This window comes from Candidatus Woesearchaeota archaeon (assembly GCA_016928155.1).
Classification (GTDB): Archaea; Nanobdellota; Nanobdellia; order Woesearchaeales; family JAFGLG01; genus JAFGLG01.
On record JAFGLG010000008.1, the window covers coordinates 17331 to 38622 of the forward strand.

9 protein-coding genes are annotated in these 21292 nt (G+C 45.2%); 1 reads left to right on the plus strand and 8 read right to left on the minus strand.

What is annotated here, in order from left to right; all coding sequences use genetic code 11:
- Positions 1 to 12: 12 nt before the first annotated feature.
- Both JW968_04945 and JW968_04950 read right to left on the minus strand, forming a co-directional pair.
- Entirely contained in the window at positions 13 to 1641 is a 1629-nt protein-coding gene (locus JW968_04945; GenBank protein ID MBN1386289.1) for an L-lactate permease, read from the minus strand.
- Between the two features lie 38 nt (positions 1642 to 1679).
- The gene (locus JW968_04950; GenBank protein MBN1386290.1) at positions 1680 to 3539 is read right to left on the minus strand and encodes a hypothetical protein; all 1860 of its coding nucleotides are present in this window, start codon (positions 3537 to 3539) and stop codon (positions 1680 to 1682) included.
- A gap of 337 nt (positions 3540 to 3876) precedes the next feature.
- Between JW968_04950 and JW968_04955 the strand changes: the two genes are divergently transcribed.
- On the plus strand, positions 3877 to 5241 hold the full coding sequence (locus JW968_04955) for a transglycosylase SLT domain-containing protein (GenBank protein MBN1386291.1): 1365 nt from the start codon (positions 3877 to 3879) through the stop codon (positions 5239 to 5241).
- Positions 5242 to 5407: 166 nt separating this feature from the next.
- Here JW968_04955 and JW968_04960 read toward each other — a convergent pair whose 3' ends face one another.
- From JW968_04960 to JW968_04985, 6 genes are all read right to left on the minus strand, one after another.
- A complete protein-coding gene (locus JW968_04960) occupies positions 5408 to 6322 on the minus strand; it encodes a CBS domain-containing protein (protein MBN1386292.1) in 915 nt (304 codons plus the stop codon).
- Positions 6319 to 9861 (minus strand): right-handed parallel beta-helix repeat-containing protein, encoded by a 3543-nt coding sequence (locus JW968_04965; protein ID MBN1386293.1) that lies wholly within the window; start codon positions 9859 to 9861, stop codon positions 6319 to 6321. The genes JW968_04960 and JW968_04965 overlap by 4 nt, the downstream gene beginning before the upstream one ends.
- Positions 9858 to 10775 carry a carboxypeptidase regulatory-like domain-containing protein gene (locus JW968_04970; GenBank protein MBN1386294.1) on the minus strand — a complete coding sequence of 306 codons (918 nt, stop codon included), beginning with the start codon at positions 10773 to 10775 and terminating at the stop codon, positions 9858 to 9860. Before JW968_04970 ends, JW968_04965 begins: the two co-directional genes overlap by 4 nt.
- Positions 10772 to 16018, minus strand: coding sequence for a hypothetical protein (locus JW968_04975; GenBank protein MBN1386295.1), 5247 nt, complete (start codon positions 16016 to 16018; stop codon positions 10772 to 10774). Before JW968_04975 ends, JW968_04970 begins: the two co-directional genes overlap by 4 nt.
- A 2-nt stretch (positions 16019 to 16020) precedes the next feature.
- Entirely contained in the window at positions 16021 to 16281 is a 261-nt protein-coding gene (locus JW968_04980) for a helix-turn-helix domain-containing protein (GenBank protein MBN1386296.1), read from the minus strand.
- A gap of 533 nt (positions 16282 to 16814) precedes the next feature.
- Positions 16815 to 21119: a S8 family serine peptidase gene (locus JW968_04985; GenBank protein MBN1386297.1), complete on the minus strand. Its 4305-nt coding sequence runs from the start codon at positions 21117 to 21119 to the stop codon at positions 16815 to 16817.
- Positions 21120 to 21292: the final 173 nt, after the last annotated feature.

Sequence of the window (21292 nt, forward strand, 5' to 3'; positions counted from 1 at the left end):
TTGGGAAAGAAATCAGATTATAAAGTTTATGATAAAGCCTATGATCCCTGCAAGGGCAAGATATGACAGGCAGGGGACAAGATTCCGCCTTATGATGGAGCCCTCCCTGTGATGCAGGCCGACAGTCGCTGAAGCTGCAACAATATTGTGGATTGCAATCATGTTGCCGACAGCAGAGCCAACAGCCTGCAGGGAGATTATGAGCACAGGGGAAAGTGAGAGAAGCTTAGCTGTGTGGAACTGGAATCCCGAGAAGAAAAGATTGGAGACAGTGGATGAGCCGGCCATGAAAGAGCCGAGCCCGCCGATAAAAGGAGAGATGAAGACCCACGCAAAGCCCACTGTCGATGAAAGGAATGATGCCATCATTATGGGCATAGAATCAAGACCAATGGAATTCATGTGGGAGTTCTGGAGGAGCTGGACAGTGGCAACAATGAAAATGAGTGCGACAAAAGGCACACCTATCTTATGCAATGACTCGCCAAAAGCCTCAGAAAGCTGATGCCCAGACATCCTGAAGAAAAAGAAGATGAACAATGCGACAACAATGAAGATGAAACCAGGGAGATAGAAAGGAGCCAAAGAATGCGAGATCCCGGTCCCCATGATGGATGAGAAACTGACACTTATGCCCTGCAAAAACCCCTTGATGCCCAAAGAATCGAGCCTTGTCAGGATAAGCAGGACGCTTATGAGAAGATAAGGAAGTATTGCCCTGAAGACATCATATGAGCCATATGATCTCATCTTGAATGCCTTCTTCTTAGAGAAATGATAGACCTTCTCCGGAACCAGGAAACCCCTTTTTGTAGTCGACACAAGAATCATCATGCCAATCATGCCGCCGACAAGGGAAGGGAACTCAGGACCGAAAAGGACAGCTGTGAGAAGATAAGGCAGGGTGAAGCAGAGACCGGCCCAGACAGAAAAAGGCCACAGGGCCAAGCCCATAGACCATGACTTCTCCTTGGAAAAATACCTCATGAATACAACGACAACCATCAGGGGAACAAAAGTGCCGATGATGAAATGAATCAGGGCAGAGAGCATCGTGACCTTTGAGAGGAAGACAGGCAGCGTATAGCCGAAGGCATCAAGCTCGAGCTGAGCAGCAGCGGAATCAAAGACAGATCTTATGCCGATGATTATCGGAGTCCCGACAGCACCGAATGTGACAGGGGTTGAGTTTGCGATGAGAGCAGAGACCACAGCAGCTATCGGAGAGAACCCCAAAGTCACAAGCAAAGGGGCAGCAAGGGCAGCAGGAGTGCCGAAACCGGCAGCGCCCTCGATGAAGCTGCCGAAGATCCAGGCGATAAGCAAGAGCTGGATCCTCTTGTCAGGAGTTATCGATGAAAGATATGAATCGATTATCTCAATGGCTCCTGCCTTCTGCATGAGCCTGAGGAAGAATATCGCTCCGAAGATGATTATGATTATCTCTATCGACACAAGAAGGCCCTTGATTGTGGATGCGCCGATGACACTGAACGGGGATTTCCAGAAAAAAACCAGGATAAGAATCGTCGCAATATATGTCAGTGGCATGGCCTTGAGAGCAGGCCACTTCCAGAAAACCATCAGCAGGAATATGAGAATTATTGGTACGAATGACAGGAAAACAAGCAAAGGCTCCATAACCTGAAAAATTGAAGAACAGTTTAAAAATGTTATCTTCAGAGAGCATTCCTTGCCTTATGGACCCTGAGATACAATTTCTGACCGGGGAGGATATTATCACCGACAGCACCACCTCTCACATCAACAACATCTTTCCCGGCCACTTCAGCAAACCTGTTTCCATTAGAATCATCCAGATTATTGAAATCCCTTGCAATCCCAAAAGGCCATTCACCAGACTGCACAATGTGCCTTAATACGATAGTGCCGTTTGGTTTTGTCCTGATATAATCAAATCCTGGCAATGACATTAAATCACTAGCTCTTCCAGGCCTGGATCCGGATTGTGATGCTGATGCAACGACAGGCACCTCACCATTGACTTCTGCTGAATACATCGCAGCATAATTTGCTGCAGTCTTCTCTGAATATTCACGGATACTACTTCTACACGACACTGTGAAGTCATTTTCAGCCCTATTAGAAAGCCAGTACCTCGCTGCTTTCCTTGCATGACTCGGCATGTGATGAGCAGTAGCTATGTATTTGACAATATCATCCTTGTTTGAAGACCAGACACCAGAAAGCGTTGCCAACTCACTCCTGTTCAGAGATCTTATCATATCTGCAAGATTACTGATCGCAAAGAGATAAGCAGCCTTGTGATGATCATTGCCTCTCAAGTTGATCACACTCCCCGGAATCTGCATCCCACTTGGCAGAGCCGGATTCACAGAGGAAGCACCATCACCAGTCCCTGCATTTACAGCAAATGAAGTCCATTGGTATAGACCGAAAGAGGCATATCTGTCATGCATCGCAGGTATCATCTCAAGATACTCCCTGCCAGCATTCCTCAGGATGAAATCAATAACTGCCTTGTTCAAGTTGCCATCCTTCCCCGGCATAAGCTCAGTGAGAGCATAGCTCAGAAGATCGTGCTCTGTGAGACCTGCGCTTATTTCCTTCAGCACATCCAATTGATCATCACTCAATCTTTTCCTGCTCTTGACAGTATTCCAATCAATATTATCCCTCACTTCCTGCATAGCTTTCCCACATTCACCAAGATAACTTTCAAGTGTCATGGTATGCTTTATCTTTCCACTCTTGTATTCAGCAACATGGGACTTCCAGAACTCATATACTGCAGGACTGACCTTCTGCCCATGATTTCTGCACCATCCCTCCTTCTTCGCCAGCATCCTGTCCAGCTGGGCATTGAAATCAACTGAGACTGTTGGGGATATAACTCCTGAAAGGCCAGTGTAAAGAGACCACAGTGAACCATCAAGGATATTCCTCCCTACAAGAGCACCAGGTGTGACAGGGTCTCCATTCTGCTTCACAGGGTATTCTGGCATAGTCCTATCCTCCATCTCAGGAGGAGGCTGTCCAACCACTTGCTCTACACCAGGAGGCCTCTCAAAAGGCCTCTCAAAAGCAGAGATTATCCTCTTAGCATCATAGCTGAAGTTCGACATGGCATCCTTAACATAGCCAGAAGAAAGGGCAATGCCCAAACCAGCAATCATCACACCTGTCCTGAGGCATGAGAGAAGGCTGACTTTCTTACTTTGCTGCTGCCTACGCTTCTGCCACTGCCTTATCTTCCCTGACAAGGGGACAGCGACATACTTGTTGCCTGCGACAAGGCCTGCGGAAAGGGCTGCATAAGTGCCGGCCATAGCAACTCCTGTATGCGGGGACTCGACTGAACGGTTGACAAGCTCAAGAAGCTGATCAGAACCGACCAGATAAGCAGTATTCAGGGCTGTCCATGCAAGAGTTGGATCAATATAACTGTCCAGACTGACTTTCCAGCCGGACCTGTAATCCTTGATCCTCTTGCTTATTTTATAGGTCTTATGAACTGTAGATTCCAGTATTCTGAAAACAACCTCTCCGAGATCCATGAGGATAATATGCAAAAGGATGTATATAAACTTTTTCATATTAATTACTGATTAGTAGTAATAGATTTTATTTTCTATATTGAATCTTAATACCCATTATAAACTACATCCATGATAAACTTAGAGTATCTGATTGTGCGATTCCCTCAAAAATCTTTGATTTTTGGGGCCCTAAAATTGCAAAGCTATTTTATGGTTTGGAATTAAAAATGACGCCCTGAAGAGCAGGGCATTAAACCCCTTGAAATGACAAACGTCATTTTCAATAAGATAGTTATTACTTAAAAGTAATAAAAAATCGAAAATTTTATATATCTCAGAATCCGGAAACAATGGAATGCACACAAGAAGGAAATTTCTGAGGGATGGCATAGGCCTAGTTGCTTTGCTTACTATGGCCCCGTATGAGATACTTGCAGCAGAACCCAAACACGGATATGCAATACAATACCAGGCAAGCAAGGATTATGGGAGCGCAAAAAAGACCTATGAAAGCCTTACAAAGCTTTTCCCAGACCAGAGCTTCATCTTAGCCCACATGGACGGCCTGTACAAAGTGCTGAACAACACACCAGCCGACGGCCGGTTCAGGAGCTGCGCAGACACACAGCGCGAGAAGAAGCTCGAGGACATACTGCTCTCTGCGCACGGCATCCGGCTGGAAAGCGAAGTGAAACCGCTCAACATAGACCATGACAGCGACTTCCTGCCTGTGGACATCAGCGACTGCAAAGAACCGAACGGATACTATGTGATGATCGCATCCAACTCAAACGACTCATATGTGGAGGACAATGTGAGAAGGCTTGCGGAAGCCGGATTCATGAACATCAGGCTCATGCCGACAAGACAGAACAGCACAGAATTCACAAGGACCCTTGTCGGAGAGTATGCAGAAGACGAAGGAGCAGAGTCAGCAGCGCTCAGGCTCTTCAGGATAAAGAGAGGGGAAGAATACTGGCTTGACGACGTGAACATAGTCGGGATCCGCGGAAAGAGATTCAGCTGGATCAGGCCAATGCAGAACCCGGATACAGAGAGGATATCCAAGACAAAAGCCGGGCAGAAGAGGATTGGAGGCATATCCATGGAAGAATTCTTCACAAGGGAAGTGGACAGGTACAACATGGAGAACGGCACTGATTATGACCCCTTCTTTGTAATGGCCTTGGCATACACGGAATCAAAATTCAAGCTTGATGCAACAGGATACAAGCTTGTGAAGGGAAGCGACGGCAGGCTGAAATATCATCTGGCAAATGGGGAGAGAGTGCCCACAGCAAGAGGCCTGATGCAGGTAAGCATAGACAACCTCAAAAAATACCATGTCAGGGACTGGAGAGACCCTGGCCAGAACCTGAGGGCAGGCCTGAGCCATATCCAGTATGCTGAAGAGATGTTCAATGATATGTTCAGGGGATTAGGCCAAGGATTTTATCAAGGCTGGAGAAAAAACAGGGAGAACAGGATGCTGGTCCTCGGAGCAGCCTATAACGGGGGCGAATACAGGGTTAAGAATATACTTATGGAAGCCAGGACCCATAAGCTTGATCTGATACTAAGCGATCTTCCTGCTGAAACAAGAAGGCATATAATGACTTTGACAGAACAATATAAGATGCTAAAAGACAATAAAGAGGGCACAATAGCATCAAATGAAGTATACCAAAGGACATTCAGGATTCCGGATCCAGTAATGTAATGACTTCTTAGTGACAACAAAATAGAAACATTTATATATAAGTTATATCTACTACATAGTAACAAATTCAAATACCCAAGGGCTTTTTCAGATCTTCTGAAAACCCCCCAAAACCTGGCTCTTGGGGATTTTTTTCTTTATCTAAGCAAACAAGACTGACCTGCCATCAGCCTGCGTCCCATTTGTCCATGATATCAGAATGGATGGCCAGGGCCATATCAATCACATTGTGCGATATGCCGGAATGGGTGACGATGCCGACCAGCTCGCCATTGGCCACCACAACAAGCCTCCTCACATTATGGGTGCGCATGAAATTGCCAAGCTCATCAACCTTAGACTCAGGAGAAACAGTGATCAGGGGCGTGCTCATGACTTCAGAGACTCTAGTCTTCTTCGGATCAAGCCTCCTGAAAAGCACCTTCGAAATCAGATCCCTCTCAGTTATCATACCGAGAGGACTGTCAGAATCATCCACCACCACGACACAGTTCGTGGATGTGTCAAGTATCCTCAATGCCGCATCATAGACGGACCCATCAGGCTTCACTGTCTGCATGTCAGTCGACATGATCTCCATGGCCATGTGCTTTATGTCAGGCCTGTCCCTTGTATGGCCGCCGAGCTCATAGAACTCCCCTGAGATCTCGTGGAAATCATCCAGGGAAATATCAGACTGCTTCAGCTTCGCATTCAGCTTTTCCAGATAATCTATCGTCGCATTAGCTATATCAGTCTGGGTGACAAGGCCCAGAAGCATATTATGATCGACAACAGGGAACCGCCTGATGCTCTTCTCCTTCATCAGCTTTGACACCCTTGTGAAAGGCATCTCAGGATCGATTATCATCACAGGGCTAGTCATGACCTCCTCGACAGATACCTTGGAAGGGTCCCTGCTCTTGACAATGACTTTGGTGAGCACATCTGTCTCAGTGATTATGCCCTCAGGTATGTCATCCTTCATGATGATCACACAGCTGATCCTGTGGTTCTTCATAACCTTGACAACATCATCCACATTCGCCTCCCTCGGCAGGATGGCGATATCCCTAGTCATGATATCCTTTACCTTCTTCATTTTATCACTTCCTTGACAACATCATCGACAAACTCCCTCTTCCAGCCGATGTCATAGAGCTTCTGCCTGATGACCTCACCTGAATGGCCGAGCTGCCTGAGATCAAGTATATAAGACTTAAGCCTAGCCCTGTCCTGGTCTATCGGCATGGACTCCTTTCCGGCCTTCATCGATATATGCCTCTTCAATATGCCTATCATCTCGGCCCTGCCTGTCACATCCTCCAACTCCATGGCAAGCGCCTCGTCGCCCAGATCCTCCTTTGCCCACCTGTAGAAGTCAGATTCATCCAGGAACTGCTGATTAAGGTGCTGCTCAAAAGTGAAATCACTCATGGTCACAAGAGCCATGTAGAAGTCCTTGATGTTCTTGATGGACCTTCCGTCATTGAGCACAAGATGCTGCGACGGATGGAGATCCTTTGGCTGGAACTCGTCAAACCTCTCTTCAGGAAGCAGGAAAGATGACTCCTCAGGCTGCTTTGAAGCAAGGACATAATATGCCAAGCCGCCGACAAGTGCGCCCAGCAGGACAACTGACAGGATTACCCATAGAAGTGACCTTGACTTCACCGACGCAGGCTCCTCCTTCGCAGGACCTTCATCCTTCTCAGGCACGACACCACTTTCAGGCTGCTCCCTCGTGCCTGTGATCACAGTAGGCTGCTCCTTCACTGATTCCGGAATCCCCTTATCCCCTGAAGTTATCGCAAAATATGAAAAGCCGTCAGTCTCAGCCATGTAGAAATGATAGTCTGAATCCTGGGTCACATAAGACGTGGGCAGGCGCACCCACCCGTCATTGAAATACCTGTTCAGATATACCCTCTTCTCGTCAAAATCATTCAGGCTGAACCACAATTTCTTGACCCTGAACTCTATCCTGATATCATCCATGTCGCTGTTCATCAGATTCGAAGAGGATATCCTGAGATATTCGAAGACATCCTCCAGGACAGGTACAGATGCAGGCAATCCCTCCACCTTCTCCATTGTTATGGTGATGCCACGGAGAGCCTTCAGAGGAATGAAAGTCAGCCTAGTGACAGCCAGCTCAGCATTGTCCACATTGAATACACCCTGGATGCCAGCCTCGATGGAATCCCATCTCCTTGAAGACCTTGAAGGAACTGTCTCGACATATTTCATCACAAGCGGAGAGCCGCCCTTCATGACAAGGGGGGAACCTCCTCCGGAAGCTATATCATCAATTATGACAAGTGAGCTGGAGAACCTCTCCACACCAAAGGACCGGTTATCATACACTTTCACAGAGCAGTTCCATGTGTCACCCTTAGAAGTCAGGTCGGCAGAGAGGACATCGCTCGCGTTGCTCACATCCTGCCTGACACCATCCTTCCACCAGTAATAATACACCGTCATATTGTCGCCGTCTATATCATTGATATTATTCTCCTTGCATGCAAGGCTGTCCTTATTGTAAGCGTGGCCGGAAGAAGAAGATAACGATGGAGCGGTTTGGGTTGGGGGTGTGTTTAGAATCTCCAAGAAATTCTGAGCACTCACTCCATCGTTACCATCAGAGTCATAGCAGGACACATTCCAGGGATGGATGCCCTGCTTCAGCCTGAGGCTGAATGCGAAAGGGCTGCCCTCATCGACAAGCGTGCTGTTCCTGTATACGATCCCATTCACTGTGTCATTCAGGAACCATGTGCAGTTCGCCGGATTGATATGATTTGATGTGTTAGAAGTGAAATTGTAGATGTACTGCCTTGGCTTGATTATCTGATGCCTTGCATCCCATGCATCCACACAGAAAGTATTGTTCACAACAGCATTCTGGCTGTAGAAAGGACCGTTCTTCAGACGGCTGTTATGGCAGATGACAGAATCCCTGACCATGTTGCCTGATCCAGAGCTGAAATAGAAACCAAAAACTGTGTTCCCTGATATGTTTGCAGAGGATACATTGTTGGAACCTGCACTGAAATAGAACCCATACCGGTTATCATATGAATAAGAGCCGGTGAAACTATTGCCTTCAGAACCTGATCCCAGAAGGAAGCCGGACTCATTATTGCTGTATGACCCTGATCCATCAACAGTGCTGTTCAGGGAGGCTGAGAATACAAATCCATGCCGGTTGCCATAAGCCTCTGACCCTGATATGTAAGCCCTGTGGCTGTCAGTGATATTGAATCCGAGGACATTATCATATGAGATGACATCTGTGATGTCTGCGTCGTCACATCCTGACATGAGCAGACCATTATTATTGCTGTAAAGGCCAAGCCTTGAATATGTACCTATACCGCTCAATAAGCACCTGATGCCATGAGCCCGATTATCATACGAATCAGTATCAAGTATCCTGACCCTGCCAGAAGATGAGACGCTGATGCCATCAGAGTTATTGTAGATGAAAGAATCATCAATGGTCGTGTTGAGCGCATCATCAAGCATGATACCCTCATCTGCGCTGTCAAAAACCCATGTGCCAATGATCTGATTCCTATGTGAACTCTCCAGCAGGACACCCATACCATTCCCTGAAATGAAAGAATTTCTCACAATGTTCCCATGGCTATCCACTGAATAGAACCCAAGATCAGATGAACCATGAACAATCACATTGTCAAACATGTTGCTTCCACTCCCCAGCAGATATATGCCTTGGGACATGTTCATGACAGTGCAATCAGAGAATTCATTGCCGGAGGATGTGCCGACGACAAACCCCATATACCCGTGACTCACATCAATACCCTGGAAATCATTGCTGGAGCTGTTTTCCAGAATGACCCCGTAGGTGTTCGATGTCATGGCCATTCTGCTGAAATCATTGGTGCCTGAACCATTATCCAAATAGAGACCATAGGTGCTGCCATTGACGGACTCATCCTCAAAATCATTAGTCCTGCAATGATCCAGGTAAGCGCCATAAGCGTTTGACATATAATCATTTCCTGTGAATACGCTGCCAGTGCAGTTTGACAGAAACAGCCCAAAATCCTGCCCTTCAAAAGAGCAGCCTATCACTGAGTTCATATCGCTGTCCTCGCAGGACAGACCTTTGCTGTTGCTGCCCGAGACAACATCAAGAAACACATTCCTGTCTGAACCTCCGGATAAGGATATGCCTGACCCTGAGTTGTTCACAAGATCGCTTGAGTTCAGGATATTATAAGTGCTGTTGAACAGCACGAAACCATCATTGTTATCATACGCCCTTATGCCATGGAACTCATTATCAGAGCTTGAATCCAGGAATATAGCGGAGTCAAAATACCTGAAAGTGCAGTCCTTTACCGTGATGTTGGTCCTGCTGTGCAGGTAGATGCCGAATCCTGACCAGGCGCTGCCGCTGAATTCAGACCCGTTGCAGTCCAGGACAATATCATCTGATGTGAAATTGAAAATCCCATTACCATCAACATCAGAGATGTAATAAGGCGTTGAACGATAACAGACAGTATCTGAAGAAGATACCATGGTGTTGTCAGCCGACGGCGTGATGCAGGCGAATACAGGAGTGACTAGCAGAACTGCCAATGCCAGCCATATGACCTGTCTCAATCTTTCATCATCTCATCAAGCTTCTTGTCAATCTCGCCGATCTCCTTATGGGCCCTTGAACGATAACTGTAGATATAAAAACCGAGCATTCCTGCAACAATGACAACAGCCAACAGGACCCACAGCCAGTCCATGCCCTTTACAGCCTCAAAGAATCTCGGAACAAGCAATTCCTTCTCCATCTCCCTGACAGTCAAGCCCTGCTTCGAGACCTGATATCCTGCCTTCTTCGCGTTCAGCAGGATCTGGCCCTTCTCCTTTGACTTTGTGCTGTACATGCCATCTTTATCAGTAACAAAAGAATCTTTCCTGCCGCTCGGGTAAATCATGACAATCTCTGCTCCAGACACAGGACTGCCCGCATCATCTGTGATGATTATCGTCATAAGATCACCGATTCTGATCTCTGAAGGCGCATCAATCACCAATACCGGCAGGCTGCATGAGCCGCAATCCTTTGCGCATCCTGCACAGCCCTCATCCAGACTGCAAATGCTGTCACCGCATTCAGCAATATGATCATCCTTGACAGCATCTCCTGTGATATCCTTCTGAGGCGCAGGCGGGGACACAGGAGGCGGCACAGGCTCTTCTGGCTGACAGACACCGCAATCCTGAGGACATTTGGCACATGTCTCGCCGGTCTGGCAGTTCCCATTGCCGCATACTACTATGAAACCTGCTTTCAAGACCAATGGAGACCCACCATCACCAGAGGGGGTTGTATCATCCCCTGCAGGAACATAGCCTCCGCCCATGAAGACACCCAGCTCCTCATCGCCGGTCTGGCCATGATAGAACTGCTCATCGCCAGTGTTCGGGATGATAAATTCCGGGTCCATGGCTGAAGCCATGAATGTAAACAGCAAAACAGCCAAAACATACACAATCCAAATCCTTTCTTTTGTTCTCATGGTCCTGGTATCCCACATACTGTATGAGATGAGATTGTTATCACAGCAGTGCCATTGTAGAAGCATGGCTCGTGCAGCGAGGTGCTGTAACAAATGTCACCTTCTACCATACTCCCTCCATCACATTCACCCGGATTGAAGAAACCGCTATTTGATATTACAGTTTCCCCCACTTTGAGATTCCCTGTCTTAATGGTTACATTGCCGTCAATATCGTCGATATACAATCTCGTGGTGCCGCCAGCCAGGAAGACCAAGGGAGAGTTGGAGCTGTAGTTGGTGGCATATACTGTGCCCGAAATGTTGGCATCACCCATGACATCCAGTGCATTAGCAGGATACCCGTCTGACTGCGAGCCGCCAATCCAGAGACCTCCTGATGACAGATTGAACCTGTACTTAGCATTCCCACCGGAATTTTGGATGCTAAATTCTTCATATGTACCTGTCTGTATTGCACCTGCATTCTGAATCAGCTGACTACCCATATCAAGCGTACCACCCAATAACAGACTACTGGCTGTGAGCCAAGTACCATCAAAGCCAAAATTCGCCACATTCTGGATAGCCCCATTTCCGGGATATAAACCTGCAGCAAAATACACATTATCCCCAAAAGAGGCGTTACCTGAAACTGTCAGTCTCTCAGAAGGAGTATCAGTGCCAATACCGACATTCCTGCCCAGATCAGCAGGATACATATTATTGCCTGAGATGTTCCAATCACCATCATCCGCACCAGAAGGCCAGCTGATCTGACAATCACCATCCAAGCAGAGCTCTGGAGTATAAATCTTACCAGAAGCATCAGAAACATTGATGTTTCCATTCACATCAAGCTTTGCAGAAGGCGAAGAAGTGCCAATACCGACATTGCCCTCATTCTCAATCACCAACCTTGGGAATAACAATGATGTCGAATTACTCTGAATAAAAGACAGCTTAGTCCCATCATTCTCAATATCCCAATTGTGCCTGTCAGCCAGATCCACCTCACTCAACCTAATAGTAGGACTAGTACCTGCAGTAATATGGATACTCTCCTCAGGCGTTGACTCACCAATACCAATCCTACGATTAGACCCATTAAAATACATTCCCGCATCAACCCCCATAGGTATTGAACCGCTGCCCTCAACATGCAATGTCGGACGGACATCCAACCTCGCCACAGGAGAATCAGTGCCGATACCTACATTGCCATCATCCCCAATATAAACCTTAGTATCACCAGAAGTCTGCAAACGCAACGGACTGTTGCTGCTCACATTACTAGCAAACAAAGTGCCAGAAATATTCACATCCTGCGGATAACCCACCCTCGGAACAATCTGCGAAGAAGTATTAGTCCAAGGAGAATCACCGCTCGGCCAACCAGTCTGACAATCACCACCCAAACAAAGCTCATGAGTGTAAATCTTACCAGAGGCACCGCTTACATTGATACTGCCGTTCACAAACACACCAAGCCCCCCTTCAAAATAACCAGAATAACCATCCGGGCTGACAACAAGACCATGCACACCAAATGTCTCTCCAGAAGATGCACTTGCATTGCCAAAAACACCTGCAGAACCATCAGTCGAACCTGCTGAAATACCCATCACACCATATCCTGACCTTGAACCAATTTTGGAACTTTCATCACAAAAACCATACACACCTGCACTGCCATTGGCTGTCTCTGCACTCGATTCTCCCATCACACCATACACAACAGCATTACCTGTCACAACCCCTTTCACTCCGGCCACATCCGGATTTGTGCTCCCGGTTGATCCATAGACACCATAACTATTGCTGCTGGACCCGGCAACACCAACATCATTTATACTATTCCCAGAAACACCATTACCTGAATCGACTAAAGACTGAAGGCCTCTAGTATAAACAAAATGACCAAATCTTGTTGAGTTTGCGTTGGAATTCGTGACATCCTTGCCGATCGCTATCGCATAATTAGCATTCGCCACAGCACCATCACCGATAGCGATTGAATACATACCAGATGCAGTAGCGTCACCAAAGGCCATTGAAGCGGTATTTGACGCATAACTCGATGAACCTATCGAGATAGAATCAGACCCGCGAGCAACGCTCAAGCTCCCAATAGAGATAGCATCAGTAGCCAATGCATCAGCATTCCAACCCAGTGCAACTGACCCAGCAGTACCATTAGCATCTGATTGAGTGCCCAAAGCGAGATTATGACTACCCTCTGCAAATGTGCTATAACCCAAAGCTATCGTACCTGTCCCTGAAGCATTTGCATCAAGCCCAAATGCCATCGCAAAATCACCTGAAGCCTGCGCATCACTGCCGATGTAAAATGATTCTGGCATAGTGATGTTGCCTGAGACATTGATGCCATCATCAGTGTCCAAAAGCTTCCCCACTGTAATCTCCGAATTACTACCCCACAAAGCATAATAATCCGCTGCCCCAGAACCACTTACATTACCATCGCCTCCACACAAGCCATTATCCTGAGTACATACGGGGCTGCCATTTGCTTCAACAACACCATCACTCTTCACCAAGAATCTCGTCTCAGTGTTGTTATCAGTTACCTTAAGCATATCATAAAGGGCAGCATAATCACCACCAACAATCTCCTGATATGCCTTGCCATCACTCTGAATATTAATTCCCGCTCTATCATTAATATCACTATCATTGAAAACCTCGGCCAGTGCACCAACATAACTATTTTCACCTTGTTTTTCTACATCTATGAACATAAAAGCAGAACGCCTAGTCGGATTCTTAAAACTATCCAACTCCACATAATTATAATCATTCAAAGAACCATCAGCACTAACCCCAGCAACATATCCCACATATTCAGAATCCCCTGTCTCATTATCATATTTCCATGTTGTAAAACCCTCAAGATTACCACCCCAAGAATTCTGCCAAGTTGAAGGATTACCAATATGCACATTGCCTTTGCTATCCACCAACTGCAAAATCTTGCTCTCATTATCCCTAACCTCAATAATATTATCTGTCTGCCCATCAGCAGCTTCAAAAACTCCAACCTGAGTATCAAAATCCCCCTTAACATCAAGCTTTGCAGAAGGTGATGAGGTGCCAATACCGACATAACCTTTGCTTTCCGTCCCATTATGAGCCAAAACAACATTACCATCAGTAGAACCATCACCACCGGTAATATAAACATCACCACCAACACCAGATGCAGAACCAGGCTCAATAATAAGATTACCACCGCTACCAAAAGAAGAAAATGTCTTAATCCTACTATTAGAATTCTTAAAAGCAATATCACCAACAATCTGCAATCTCCCCTCAGATCCGTTAAAAGTCAGATGCTCAGCATAAGACAGATTTTCGGCATCCTCCCAATAAGCAAGCCTACTTGCCATACCTGAACCACTTACATTACCATCGCCTCCACACAAGCCATTATCAGCAGTGCAAACCTCACTGCCATTCACCCACATTCTGGAGTTAGCACCGCTGACATTGACATTACCATTGATGTCCAATCTCTGTGTCGGATCCTCTGTACCGATGCCTATATACCCATGATTATCTGCAGTCATAACCACACTATTATCCACTACAACATAAACCTCCCTGGCATCACTATCCACACGAAGCCCATCCGTGTTACCAATAGTGGTGACATCCCAAACACCAGAGGATTTGCCAAAGGTGATTGAACCATTGTTCCTAATGCCACCACCAACAACTAATCTCTCAGTAGGATTCAATGCACCAACACCTACATTGCCAGTGGCATCATCAACATAAACCCTCGTAATCCCACCAGTCTGCAGCTGCAAAGGACTGTTGCTACTCACATTACTCGCAAACAAAGTACCACTGATATTCACATCCTGCGGATAACCAGCCCCAGGAACAATCTGCGTACTCGTATTCGTCCAAGGAGAATCACTGCCAGAACCACACAAGCCATTATCAGCAGTGCAGACCTTACTATCATTCACCCAAGCATAATCACCAGTGATATTAGCCTGACCCTCAACATGCAACTTCTGCGAAGGAGAAGAAGTGCCAATACCGACATTAGAATCACCGTCAGCATACAACAACATTTCAGACCCCCTAATATCATAAATCCAAAAACTCCTAGAGTCAAGATCACTCTCATTATCAACCCAAAAACCGACCAAATAAGCATTCTGCCAAACATCAGAAGAATCCCCATAACCAAAAGCTATCTCACTGCCAGCACCCTCACCCAAACCCGGCACCTTAGCACCAAAATAAGACTCAGACCACTGACTACCAGAATCCTCATAAACCAAAAGCTTCTCCCAATCCTGAGCCATTATCCCAGATGGCAAAGTCCCATCACCGACAATCACACCACCATTAACATCCAACTTCGCAGAAGGAGAAGAAGTACCAACACCAACATTGCCCTCTTTATGCACAGTCAACAAGGCATCCCTTGAATCTGTGCTATTGTAAATAATCGAAAAGCTATCAGGAGAAACATATTCCCCCAGCCCAGCAAACCAGTCCACTCCTTCAGGGTTCTGAATCCTCAAACCAGCACCAGCACGAGTATTACCCCTCTGCAAAATCAACTCAGGACCCAAAACATAACTCGATGGAGCAAAGGTATCATTAACCAAAATCTTAGCACCAGAACCCATAACATCAAGCTTCTCAGAAGGAGAATCAGTACCAATACCCACATTCCTGCTCAGATCAGCAGGAAACATGTTATTACCCGAGATATTCCAGTCGTCATCCCCGAAAGGTGGGCAGTTCGTGCCATTGGCTAGGCAAGCAGAAACTCCATTGACCTGAAGATCAGTATCTGAACTTATAATACCAGCAACATCAACATCACCGACAGCAAAGATATCGCTGAAGAGGCCTGAGTTAATCTCGTGGACTTCCCTGAGGGAACCGCCCCGATATTCACAGATGTATGAAGGCGTGCCAGTCATTCCTGTTATGTTAACACTGGCATAGCCCACACCATAAGCATCAGTAGTGATCGCCTGCGAATCTGACAGGAGAACACCTGTGCAGTCAGCTGAAGTCGTCAGGTTGAATACATAATCAAATGCTGTATTCGAGACAACCTTGCCTGCGGAAAGTGGCCTGACATAAAAAGAGAGGGAGCCAGCTGCCGCTATGGGCAGTATCAAGAGGACAGCAAATACCATAAGAAGCAGGAGCTTTGAGCTGAAAAGAGCTAACTTTGCAGCCATCCCGATGGTATTCTTTCCTCTCATTTTCACACCTCTTTCCTGATCATCTGCTCAAGGAATCTTGTCTTTTCATTATTAGGCCATTTGTAGGCCTTGAATTTCGAGACTTTCATGACTTCAACAAGATTCAGGGACACAAGCTTATTCACTATCCTGAATATTGTTGAGACCGGAACGCCAGACTTCTGGGAGATCTCCCTCAGATAGAACTCGTGCGACTTGTGGTCCATGAATAATCTTATCACTGCCAATATCTTTGCGTCGAAGAGCTCTTCCAAAAGTCCCATGCAAAGCGAAATCCATATATGGGTTTATATAGTTTTCTATTTATAGAACAATACATTTTTTATAAAAAATCCAACTGAAATAAATTCTTTATTTATAAAACATTAAATTGTTTGAAAAATAAAAATGTATTTCATAAAAAGAATCAATTGAAATTATTGTTTATATGGTTTATAGTAATATTTTTCAAATTTGAAACGATATTTTTATAATAGAAAATGATGTTAGGCACTATTGTATCTGTTCTGAACAACCTCCTAAAAATTATCATACAAGAAAGACTTGACGTATTGAATCATATAGTTTTCTAATAATAGAACAACATATAATAAATGAAAATAAGAATCAAAAAAAAGAGATTAATAATAAAATAAAACATTAATTATTAATTGAAAAATTGTTTCAAAAAAGGAATAAATAAAAAAATATGTTTATAGAGGCAGATAACTCATTTTTCAAATTTGAAACAATTAACCAATAATAGAAAATTATTACCTTATTTGTTCCAATAATGAAATAATAAACCAGAAAAGGATTATTTCTTCAGCTTCTTGAACTGGTCATGCTTCTGGATGACTTCCTCATATGACTTGGGCATCGAGACCTTGTAATCCGGGCTCTGCTTGATGGCCTTTATCACAAGATCCTTCCCCCAGCCGGCATCCACCAGCACATCCCTTATCTTGGATGGTGTGTGGCCCCTGGCCAGCTGGAAATCCACATAAGCCTGAAGCTTCTTGGGAGGGACAGTGGTCTCCCTTATGCTGATCTTGGAAGAGAGATCCCGGTTCTTGAACTCTTTCTCATCTTTCGGGGTCATCTTTTGCTCATAGACAAAATAAGACAAGATTCCGACGACAATCAGCACCAGGAAAACAATCATCCAGGTAATGGGCTTGAAAGTGAAACCCGGCCAGCTGAGATGCCATCCGTCCCTGACAGCATTGCCAGAGACATTATTCATGGATGAATTGGCTGTGGCATTAGAGGAAGCGCCGACATCAGAATCATTGCCATCAGACTTCAGAGCCACTGCAGCTGCAGGAGGATCATCCTGTTTCCCAGCAATACAGAAATAAGAGAAACCCGGGGGTGCTGCACTGTAATGATAATAATATGCATCAGAGCTGAACTGCGAAGTGTCCAGCCCGACCCATTCATCATCAACCATCCTGAAAAGGCTTATGTCCTCAGGCTTATGATCTGACGGTACCCAGCTCTTCTTCACCCTGAAAGTTATCTGGGTCTCAGTTAGGTCATCATCATCAAAATTGGTTGTCTTCATGAAAAGATACTGGTAGGCATTCTTCAGGGGAGCGACTCCATCAGGTGCACCATTATAAGAGAAAACCCTCAATGCGACATTCGAAAGCTCCTTGTTAGGCTTGAACTCCACCTTGGTATAAGCCATATCATTTGAGCTGAAGGTCATATCCTCCCAGGTGTCCGCAAGTATCTTGCTGAAGATCTGCTCTTTCTTGTCAGAAGGCAAACCACTGCTTCCTCCACCACCGCCTCCGCCTGATGATGAAGTCGTCTTGCATCCGGAATCCTGTTTGTCAGTGTCACCATCACAGTCATTATCTTCTCCATCACTGCACTCATCAGTGCCTGATTCAGTGTCGCCGGGGTTTATATCATCATCATTATCATCGCAGTCCTTCTTCGATGTGTATTCGCACCAAAGTATGTTCGCAGAACCCCAGTCATCACCATCATTGTCAACACAGGATGGTTCCTCAAGGTCAAACTCATAGGAGTATATCCTAGAATGACCAAGCATATCCACTGCGGTTATTGTAAGATCATAAGAACCTGGCTTGAGATTGTTCTTTGTCACTGAACCGGACAGGGCTCTTGAAGCAATTGTGCCAGCTGAATTATGCGAAGGAAAAGTGCAATTCAGCTTATATGAGACATTAGAATATTCATTAGATGTGAAGTTTATCCTAAGATCTGTTGTGTTGTCCTCATCAACATCCATCTCATGATCATCAGGCGGGAAGATGACAAGCACGGGACTTTGGGTATCATTGACTGTGAATGGGTAGGTTGTTGAATTGGCGTTGTCATACAAGTCAACAAGATAAAGTGTGATATTATGCGGTCCGTTCTCCAGGATACCATTGGCAAAAGTTGTGTTCATGAAAGTGCCGTCAAGCACAGCAGAGAATGACCTTGCCGGATTGCCGCTGTTCAGCCTGAGAACCGGACCTTCATCCAATGTGTAGTTTGCATAAACATCCTCGCCGATGGTGAAAGCCATGCCCACATTTGTGCCGGTGTATACAGTAGAGTTCGGTGAAACCCAGGTCACATTGCCCACAATACTATCATCATAGAATACAATTGAGGAGAGATGATCAAATCTTACAGATGTTATATCACCAGTGCTTGTATAGCAAGGAGCTGGATCAACTGAGCACAAATCAAGTGGGTCACATTCAGTATCATTGGTGCAATAATCTATGAAATCGAAAGGCTGGAGGGACTTATTGACTGAAAGATTTCCAGTATAAGCATCATCTAGGAGGAAATCCTCAAAATTATCGAATGAGAGGATGAGCTGTGGTTCCTTGCCTGCAGCCAATAAAGAATCATTCAGCTCTTGATCTGAAGTGTTTATGACAAAATCATTGCTCCATGAAGCAGCTAATCCGTCAAAGTTATTTATCAATACAGTTATTATCTGGCTGACATTAATGTCAATATACATATCATAAGTGCCATTGACCAGCATTGTCCCATCCAGTGCAGCAGAATCATCATGCTCTGTGAGGATTATACCCAAGGCACCGCTTGCATCTGTCAGATCCTGCAAGGTCTGGTTGACATCAATCTCAATATTAGCAAAAATTGTTATATCCTCTGAGCCTATGTTGCCAGCAGAATCGTTAGCAAAGAATTGTATCATATTCCTTCCGGCAAATAATCCTGGAATCGGCGTCCAACCTTCAAGATCCAGATCAGTCCTGCCATTGAATTCATACCAAATCTTTTCTGGGCTCAAATCAGTGACATTATAAGTTATGTTTGCTGTTGAGGTTGAAATTGGGGCATTATATGAAGTTCCGAGAGCATCAAGGAAAATATCCGGAAGCACATCATCAAAATAATAGATTATGCTTACAGCTGCATTGTAATCAATATTACCCAGAATATCCTCAGCCCAGACATAGAATGAATGGTTGCCGGCAGTTGACTCATTGTGCGTCAAATTCTTCATATAAGTCATGCTGCCATCTGTGTCTGAAGTCGGGGCCTCATAAAACTTATAATAATACCTGGAGATGTTTGACATGTCAGTCGCTTCCCAGGTGAATGTGAAGAGCGGAGAGTTAGTCCAGGATGATGGGAAGACTTCAAGATCAAACACTACTGGGATTGAGGTGTCTTTTCCAAACTCAAAAGTCCCGGAATAACCAGTATCATTGTATTCGTCAGTGCAGGAGATGTTCCAGGAATAATAACCATCAGCGCCATCAAAGACAAAATTATTAGGACCTGGAAAGAACTCAAGTGTCTCATTCAGCGTCCCATTAATGTATAATGAACAATTGACATAATCTGAATCACTGTCTGAAATGTTGAAAAAAAGACTGATATTATCCTGAGCAAGAGGGATCCCATCCGGAGAGACAAGAGATACAATAGGCTGATAATATGCTACAGCAGCCAAGACATCAATCCTCGGGAAGCTCATGCTGTTTGCAGAATCAAAAACAGGCACGCCAGTATTCTTCAAGATATCCTCTTTCTCATCAGGAGTGAGAGCCATGCCATACTTGAGACCATAATATTGCGACATCAAGGCCAATGCTGCAGAGACATGAGGAGCACTCATCGAGGTGCCGTTCATCTCCTGATAATTATTAGTTAGATAAGTTGAATTTATGATTCTTCCTGGTGCAAAAAGATCCAAAGAGATGTCTCTGCAAGTAAATGATGAAATTAGATTATCTTCATCTACAGAACCGACTGAAACAACATTCTCAGCACAGGCAGGATAGGTCATTGATGAAGCATCACAATTATCAAAAGCATCAATGTTCCCCGCAGCTGCAACCAAAGATATGTTGGCAGCATGGGCTGCATCTATATTATAATCAAAAAGACCTAAGTTAGGAGCACAGTCATCACCAAGGCTCATAGATATCACTGTGATGTTATACAGATCTATATTCGAAACACACCAGTCAATTCCCAGGGCAATATCTGTTCCTTCACCTATACCGCTTGAATCCATAACCTTGACTGCCACAATGCTTGCACCGGGGGCCACACCTTTCAGGTTTCCATCTGCGGCGATTATGCCAGCAACATGGGTGCCGTGGCCATTATCATCAGAAGCATTAACTGATTCATTATTTCCCTGACAGCAATCATCTGAACAATAGCATTTCTGGGCAATCACCTTGCCTGCAAGGTCAGGATGATCATCCTGGACACCTGTATCAATGACACACACGGAATAGCCAGCGCCCGTTATGTCCTGGCCAGATTCCTGAAGAGCCCAGACCTCATCAGCATTTATCTGAGGCACTGAATCTGAAAGCAGTATATGGAATGTGCCAGACCTATGAACTTCAACATCGGGGTCATCCATGAGCTCCCGATAAGCATCCGCTGTGACCATGGCAGTGAAGCCAGGAACAGACTTGAAGTCACGCCTTGACTGGATCTGGTCATTGATCTGCAGAGCAGAAACAGTCTGTGGAGGAGCCCTCACATGAGCCACTCTCATTCCCTTGACTGCATCTGGCTGGACATCTTTATAATAGACAATGACTGGGATAAGGTCATCTGCAGAGGCAAATGAGGCACCTAATAGGATAAGCATCAATACTACCAGCCCATAGGTTTTACTGGAAACCTTCATAACACACCCATTTTTTCTTTTTACCTACCTGTATACTATTTTATATACTAATGATGTAAATTGTGGTTATAAGTATTATATAAATATTTCGCTTTTTCTCTCCCCAATCCAAAAACAGGAAATATTCACTTCTC